Here is a 6,943-nt window from a genome sequence, read left to right as displayed (position 1 = left end):
GCCTACAGGAATCCCTGCAACTTTATTTGACAAACCGTCTCAAAACGAGTATCATAGTTTCGCGCTTTGCACTGTAAAAGAGAAACACCCCCGAAAGAGATGATTGATATGATCGCAACCATTATCAATGTTGTCCTGATCCTGGCCGGCAGTCTGCTGGGCCTTGTTTTCAAGAACCGGATCAAGCCCCAGTTTTCCGCCACCCTCACCATGGCTCTGGGCCTGTGCGTCCTGGGCATCGGCATCTCCAACGTGCTGCGCACCTCTGACTCCCTGTGCGTGGTGGTGTGCATGGTGGCCGGTACCCTGCTGGGGGAGTGGATGAAGATTGAGGCCCGGCTGGACAGCATTGGGGAGCTGCTGCGCCGCCGGCTGCTCCGGGCCGGGGACAGCAGTCCTTTCGCGGAGGGCTTTGTCAACGCCACCGTTCTGTTCTGCGTGGGCGCTATGGCAATCAACGGCAGTCTGGAGGCCGGCCTTAACGGCGACTATTCCATTCTCATCTCCAAGGGAGTCATTGACGGCGTCACCTCGATTACCTTTGCCGCCGCCATGGGGGTCGGAACGGCTTTTTCGGTCATCCCCCTGCTTTTTTATCAGGGCGGCATGACGTTGCTGGCTCAGCTTGTGGGCCCTTATCTCTCCGGCGCCGTGGTTCTGTCCATGAGCGCCGTAGGCGGCGCCATTATCATCGGCATCGCGCTCAATCTCCTGGGCCTGCCCAAGGAGAAAATCCGGGTGGGCAATATGCTCCCCGCCATCTTTCTGCCCTTGGCCTACCTCCCTCTTTCCGCGGCCCTCAGCAGTCTCGGCGGGGGCTGAGGGTGCCATGGTGTACAAGTTTTCCCATAATAAAACCACTAAGTTTATTGAAGAAGTCAGTTTTTTTCAAAATTCCTCTTGCAACACGCTTCAAAAGGCGGTATACTATGCGAAGTAGCCGGCATAAGAAGCAGGGTACGGTACGGCTGATAGGAAGTGCGCAGCTGGCACGGGATTGCCGGGCAGTTGCCTTTTTTTGCAGTCGACTATGTTAAAAAAATAACAAGGCAATCAGGGAGGTATGCACTCAGATGGGATTTGTCAAGCTGGAGCGGCAGGATCACATCGGCATCGTCACCATCGACCGCCCAGAGGCGCTTAACGCCCTCAACAGTCAGGTTCTGACGGATCTGGACGGGATTTTAGACCAGGTGGAGGCCGACGACACCCTCTATGCCGTCATTCTGACCGGCGCGGGCCGCTCCTTTGTGGCTGGGGCCGATATTGCGGAGATGAAGGACTTCTCTTCCAGCGACGGAAAGCGCTTTGGCGTTCGGGGCGGAAGTATCTTTCTGAAGCTGGAGCATCTGTCCAAGCCGGTCATCGCGGCGGTCAACGGCTTCGCCCTCGGCGGCGGCTGCGAGCTGGCTATGGCCTGCGACATCCGCCTGGCCAGTGAAAAGGCCAAGTTCGGCCAGCCAGAGGTGGGGCTGGGCATCACCCCCGGCTTTGGCGGTACCCAGCGCCTGCCCCGGATCGTCGGGGTGTCCAAGGCGATGGAGCTCATCCTCACCGCCAAGGTCATCAAGGCAGAGGAGGCCAAAGAGATTGGCCTTGTCTCCGCGGTCTATCCCCCCGAGGAGCTGATGGACCGGGCCATGGAGCTGGCCCAGGCAATCTGCGCCAACGCCCAAATTGCCGTACGGGAGTCCAAGCGCTGCATCCGCATGGGGATGCAGGCCGACATCCATACTGCTTCCGCTTTTGAGGCGGAGGCCTTCGGCGTTACCTGCGGCACCGCCGACAAGGACGAGGGCATGGGCGCCTTTTTAGAAAAGCGCAGCGAGAAACACTTTGTCAATCGCTGATATTTTACACACAACCCAGAAAATAATTTGCAGGAGGACATTTTTATGAAAAAGATCGTTGTCATCGGCGGCGGCACCATGGGTCTGGGCATTGGCCAGGTCTTTGCCAACAAGGGAATCGACACTGTCATCCGCTCCACCAGCGACGCCAGCGCGGAGAAGCATAAGAACAGCCTGATCAAGAGCCTGGATAAGCGCATCGCCAAAGGCAAGCTGGACGAGGCCGGGAAAGAGGCCCTGCTGGCCAAGCTGACCTTCACCTCTGACCTCAGCACCGTGGCCGACGCCGATCTGGTAGTGGAGTCCGCCGTGGAAGAGCTGGGCCTGAAGAAGGAGCTCTTCGCCCAGCTGGACAGCCTGTGCAAGCCCGAGGCCATTCTGGCCACCAACACCTCCTCCATCTCCATCACTGACATCGCCTCCGCCACCAAGCGGGCGGACAAGGTGATCGGAATGCACTTCTTCAACCCCGCGCCGGTGATGAAGCTCATTGAGGTCATCCGGGGCGTGAATACCTCTGACGAGACCTTTGAAGCTATCTTCAAGCTCTCTGAGGACGTGGGCAAGCAGCCCGTCAAGGTAGAGGAGGCCCCCGGCTTTGTGGTCAACCGCCTGCTCATCCCCATGATCAACGAGGGCATCAATCTGGTGGAAAACCACATCGCCAGCGTGGAGGACGTGGACAAAGCCATGAAGCTGGGCGCCAACCACCCCATGGGCCCCCTGGAGCTGGGCGACTTCATCGGCCTGGACGTGTGCCTGGCCATTATGGATGTGCTCTACAACGAGACCAACGACCCCCGCTACCGCGCCTCCCTGCTGCTGCGCAAGATGGTCCGGGGCGGCCGGCTGGGCCGGAAGAGCGGCCGGGGTTTTTACGACTACAGCAAGTAACCTGATTCAGAACGGCCGGGTGGGCACACCCCGCCCGGCTTTCGGTTCCATATTTTGAGAAATTAAGGAGCAGATCAATTATGGATTTTCATCTGTCCAAAGAGCAGGAAATGCTTCGCAAAATGTACCGGGAGTTTGCCCAGAACGAGGTAAAGCCCCTGGCTGAGGAAGTGGATGAGAAGGAGATGTTCCCTGAGGAGACCGTCAAAAAGATGGCCAAACTGGGGATGATGGGCATCTACTTCCCCAAGGAGTACGGCGGCGCCGGGGCCGATGTGCTCTCCTACGCCATGTGTGTGGAGGAGCTGGCCAAGGTATGCGGCACCACCGCCGTCATCGTCTCCTCTCATACCTCCCTGTGCTGCGCCCCCATTTTTGAAAACGGCACCGATGAGCAGAAGGCCAAGTACCTGCCCAAGCTGTGCTCCGGCCAGTGGCTGGGCGCCTTCGGCCTGACCGAGCCCGGCGCCGGCACCGACGCCCAGGGACAGCAGACCACCGCCGTGCTGGACGCCAAGGGTGAAAATTGGATCCTCAACGGCTCCAAGATCTTCATTACCAACGCCGGCTACGCCAATGTGTTCATTATCATCGCCATCACCGGCGTCACCACCGACAAGCGGGGCCGTACCAAAAAGGAGATCTCCGCCTTTATCGTGGAGCGCACCGATCCCGGCTTCTCCGTGGGTAAGCACGAGAAGAAGATGGGCATTCGCGGCTCCTCTACCTGCGAGCTGATTATGGAGGACTGCGTCATCCCCAAGGACCGTCTGCTGGGCAAGCAGGGCAAGGGCTTCAACCTGGCCATGGCCACTTTGGACGGAGGCCGCATCGGCATTGCCTCCCAGGCCCTGGGTCTGGGGGAGGGCGCCATTGAGGAGGCCATCGCCTATACCAAGGAGCGGGTCCAGTTCGGCCGGCGCATCTCCCAGTTCCAGAACACCCAGTTCCAGCTGGCCGATATGCACACCCGGATGCAGGCCGCCCAGTTTTTGGTCTACTCCGCCGCCATGAAAAAGCAGAACCACGAGCCTTACTCCATGGACGCCGCCATGGCCAAGCTCTTCGCCGCGGAGGCGGCCAGCGACGTCACCCGCCGGGCCGTACAGCTCTTCGGCGGCTACGGCTACACCCGCGAATACCCCGTGGAGCGCATGATGCGCGACGCCAAGATCACCGAGATCTATGAGGGCACCAGCGAGGTCCAGCGGATGGTCATCTCCAGTAATCTGGGCGTGAAGTAAGGAACGGAGGGAAAATTATGAAACTGATTGTCTGTGTCAAGCAGGTTCCCGACACGTCCGGCGTCGTGGCGGTGAAGGAGGACGGCACCATGGACCGTGCCGCTATGGACACCATCACCAACCACGACGACCTGGCCGCGGTAGAGGCTGCCCTTCAGATTAAGGATGCCACCGGCTGCAAGGTGGTGGTTATCTCCATGGGCCCCCCGCCCGCCGAGGGAATGCTGCGGGAGCTGCTGGCCCGGGGCTGTGACGAGGCCGTGCTGGTCTCCGCCCGGGAGTTTGGCGGATCCGATACCTACGCCACCTCCCAGATCCTGGCCGCCGCCATTAAAAAGGTAGGCGTGGAGGAGGATGATATCATCCTGTGCGGCCGGCAGGCCATTGACGGCGACACCGCCCAGGTGGGCCCCCAGATCGCCGAAAAGCTCCACGTGCCCCAGGTCTCCTACGCCGCTGACATCCAGGTGGAGGGCAAGACCGTCACGGTCAAGCGGCTGCTGGAGGACGGCTATATGACCCTGAAGGTCCAGACCCCCTGCCTCATCACCTGCGTCAAGGAGCTCAACCAGCCCCGCTACATGAGCGTGGGCGGCATTATGGAGGCCTACAGCAAGCCCTACGCGGTCTATAACTTTGAGACTTTGAAGGACGATCCCCTCATCGACCTGGACACCATCGGCCTGAAGGGCTCCCCCACCAACGTGTACAAGTCCTTCTCTCCCCCGGTGAAGGGCGCCGGCATGATGCTGGAGGGCGCCGGCAAGGAGGCCTGCGAGAAGCTGGTCGCCCTCCTGGACGCCAAGCACCTGATTTGATGAGAGAGGAGTGAAGGAAATGTCTGAGTTCAATAGCCGGGACACCGCCGCCTTCAAGGGCGTATGGGTATTTTGTGAGCAGCGGGAAGGCGCTATCATGAGCACCTCTTATCAGCTGCTCAGCGAGGGGCGCAAGCTGGCCAACGACCTGGGGGTGGAGCTGTGCGGCGTACTGCTGGGCCACAATATGGGCGAAGGGGCCGTCAAGGCCCTGGGCGGCTACGGCGCCGACCGGGTTTACCTGTGCGACCACCCCCTGCTGGAGACCTACACCACTGACGGCTACACCAAGGTCATCTGCGATCTGGTTGCGGAGAAAAAGCCGGAAATCTTCCTCATCGGCGCCACCAACATCGGTCGCGACCTGGGCCCCCGCTGCGCGGCCCGGCTCCACACCGGTCTGACCGCCGACTGTACCCACCTGGATGTGGACGTGGCCAAGTACAAGGAATTTTTGAAGACCACCTCCACCATCGACGTGGACAACACTGTCTTTGAGGAGAACACCAACCTGAAGATGACCCGCCCTGCCTTCGGCGGACACCTGATGGCCACCATTATCTGCCCCCGGTTCCGTCCCCAGATGTCCACCGTCCGCCCCGGCGTCATGCAGACCCAGCCCTATGACGAGGCGGGGGCCGCCAAGACCGTCATTGACCGGGTGGCTGTCCAGCTGTCCAAGGAGGATATCCATGTGGACGTGCTGGAGGTGAAGAAGGCCGCTAAGAAGCTGGTGGATCTCATCGGCGCCGACGTGGTGGTCTCCGTGGGCCGCGGCATCAGCAAGGATGTGGCAAAGGGCATCGCTCTGGCGGAGGAGCTGGCCGACGCCCTGGGCGGCGTGGTAGGTGCCTCCCGCGCCGTGGTGGACGCGGGGTGGATTACCTCCGACCACCAGGTGGGCCAGACTGGCAAGACCGTCCACCCCAAAATCTACGTGGCCCTGGGCATCTCCGGTGCCATTCAGCACAAGGCGGGAATGCAGGACTCCGAGTGCATCATCGCTGTGAACAAGAACGAGAGCGCCCCCATCTTTGAGGTGGCCTCCTACGGCATCACCGGCGACCTCTTCAAGGTCACCCCCATGCTCACCGAAGCCATCCGCGCCCTCAAGGCCAGTAAGTAAATCATAAAAAACCCGGCGCTCTCTTTTTCAGAGAGCGCCGGGTTTTTGTGTTTTTTGCCTCACCGCTGCGTCACGCGGAAGATGCAGCTGTCCCCGTCGGGCTGGATGGAGATATCCACATCCTGGAAGGCAATGCCCCCCATGGCGGAATCGCCGGGGGTGTAGTTCTGGCAGAGCATGGCGGTCACATAGGACCGGCTGCCCTCATCCGCCACCTTTTTGATCACACTCAAATCCACCTTGGCGCTGCCGGAAAAGGGCACGCCGCTGGTAAAGGGGATCTCGGCCACCCGCTCATCCGTATAGCCCGCCAGGCGGAGGACCGCGTAATTATACAGCCCCGCGGACTGGGGAGAGAAGGTGTACCGGCCGGCAAAGGTGACGGTGTTGGTCCCGCTGACGGACAGCTCCAGATAGTCCCCATTGTCCCACTCCTGGCGGAAGGATTTCAGCAGGCCGTCCGCAGGGATATCCGTGCTGTTGACCAGCCGCCCCGCCGGGGTGTTGGTATTGGTGGAGGTGGGGGGATTGGAGGGGGCAGGCGTGGGAGCGGGATTCTGTCCGCCGGAGGGCAGGCTGTTGGACCCCAGGAACATCTGCACCCAGTAGTGGCCATAGCCGCCGGGGGCCTTTACATAGCCCACGCCGATGTGGGTAAAGTTTTTGTTGAGAATGTTGGCCTTGTGGCCGGGGGAGTTCATCCACTGATTCATCGTCCCCGCCGCGGTGCTGGACCCGGCGGCGATGTTCTCACCGGCGGTATAGTAGGACTGAACGTTGAACGCCTCCAAGGCGGTAAAGCAGTCGCTCCCATCCGGGCGCGTGTGGGAGAACAGCCCCGGCAGCTCCGTGGCCCGCAGCTGGGCCGCCTGGGTCAGGGGATCGTAGGTGGACAGGGCTGGCAGCCCCGCTTTGGCCCGCTCCTCATTTACCAGACGGACCACCTCCGCGGTCAGCTCCTCTGCGGACTGGCTGGGCGCAGGTGTGGGGGCAGGCGTAGGAGTGGGTGTG

General features: G+C 60.9%; 7 protein-coding genes. 6 read left to right on the top strand and 1 reads right to left on the bottom strand.

Annotation, left to right across the window (positions count from 1 at the left end; genetic code table 11):
* The first annotated feature begins 108 nt into the window (after nucleotides 1–108).
* From D1159_RS10945 to acrA, 6 genes are all read left to right on the top strand, one after another.
* The gene (locus D1159_RS10945; protein ID WP_243152246.1) at nucleotides 109–822 is read left to right on the top strand and encodes a DUF554 domain-containing protein; all 714 of its coding nucleotides are present in this window, start codon (nucleotides 109–111) and stop codon (nucleotides 820–822) included.
* Between the two features lie 251 nt (nucleotides 823–1,073).
* Nucleotides 1,074–1,850: an enoyl-CoA hydratase-related protein gene (locus D1159_RS10940; protein ID WP_161845697.1), complete on the top strand. Its 777-nt coding sequence runs from the start codon at nucleotides 1,074–1,076 to the stop codon at nucleotides 1,848–1,850.
* Nucleotides 1,851–1,895: 45 nt separating this feature from the next.
* Nucleotides 1,896–2,744, top strand: a complete 849-nt coding sequence (locus tag D1159_RS10935) for a 3-hydroxybutyryl-CoA dehydrogenase (protein ID WP_161845696.1) — start codon at nucleotides 1,896–1,898, stop codon at nucleotides 2,742–2,744.
* Between the two features lie 80 nt (nucleotides 2,745–2,824).
* Nucleotides 2,825–3,988, top strand: a complete 1,164-nt coding sequence (locus tag D1159_RS10930) for an acyl-CoA dehydrogenase (RefSeq protein WP_161845695.1) — start codon at nucleotides 2,825–2,827, stop codon at nucleotides 3,986–3,988.
* Nucleotides 3,989–4,005: 17 nt separating this feature from the next.
* Entirely contained in the window at nucleotides 4,006–4,806 is an 801-nt protein-coding gene (gene acrB, locus D1159_RS10925; RefSeq protein WP_161845694.1) for an acryloyl-CoA reductase electron transfer subunit gamma, read from the top strand.
* Nucleotides 4,807–4,825: 19 nt separating this feature from the next.
* Nucleotides 4,826–5,932 (top strand): acryloyl-CoA reductase electron transfer subunit beta, encoded by a 1,107-nt coding sequence (gene acrA / locus D1159_RS10920; RefSeq protein WP_161845693.1) that lies wholly within the window; start codon nucleotides 4,826–4,828, stop codon nucleotides 5,930–5,932.
* 59 nt (nucleotides 5,933–5,991) lie between these two features.
* Here the strand turns inward: acrA and D1159_RS10915 are convergent.
* Nucleotides 5,992–6,943, bottom strand: a 952-nt coding sequence (locus D1159_RS10915; protein ID WP_243152245.1) for a CAP domain-containing protein, incomplete at its 5' end; no start/stop codon positions are given.

The sequence above is a fragment of the Pseudoflavonifractor sp. 524-17 genome (assembly GCF_009935845.1).
Classification (GTDB): Bacteria; Bacillota; Clostridia; order Oscillospirales; family Oscillospiraceae; genus Pseudoflavonifractor_A.
Note: the sequence above shows the minus strand (reverse complement) of the source record. Positions and strands in the feature narration are given on the sequence as shown.

Excerpts from the sequence above, each read along its gene's own strand:
- acrB (WP_161845694.1), top strand. The coding sequence starts at position 4,006 with ATGAAACTGATTGTCTGTGTCAAGCAGGTTCCCGACACGTCCGGCGTC.
- acrA (WP_161845693.1), top strand. The coding sequence starts at position 4,826 with ATGTCTGAGTTCAATAGCCGGGACACCGCCGCCTTCAAGGGCGTATGG.
- D1159_RS10930 (WP_161845695.1), top strand. The coding sequence starts at position 2,825 with ATGGATTTTCATCTGTCCAAAGAGCAGGAAATGCTTCGCAAAATGTAC.
- D1159_RS10945 (WP_243152246.1), top strand. The coding sequence starts at position 109 with ATGATCGCAACCATTATCAATGTTGTCCTGATCCTGGCCGGCAGTCTG.
- D1159_RS10935 (WP_161845696.1), top strand. The coding sequence starts at position 1,896 with ATGAAAAAGATCGTTGTCATCGGCGGCGGCACCATGGGTCTGGGCATT.
- D1159_RS10940 (WP_161845697.1), top strand. The coding sequence starts at position 1,074 with ATGGGATTTGTCAAGCTGGAGCGGCAGGATCACATCGGCATCGTCACC.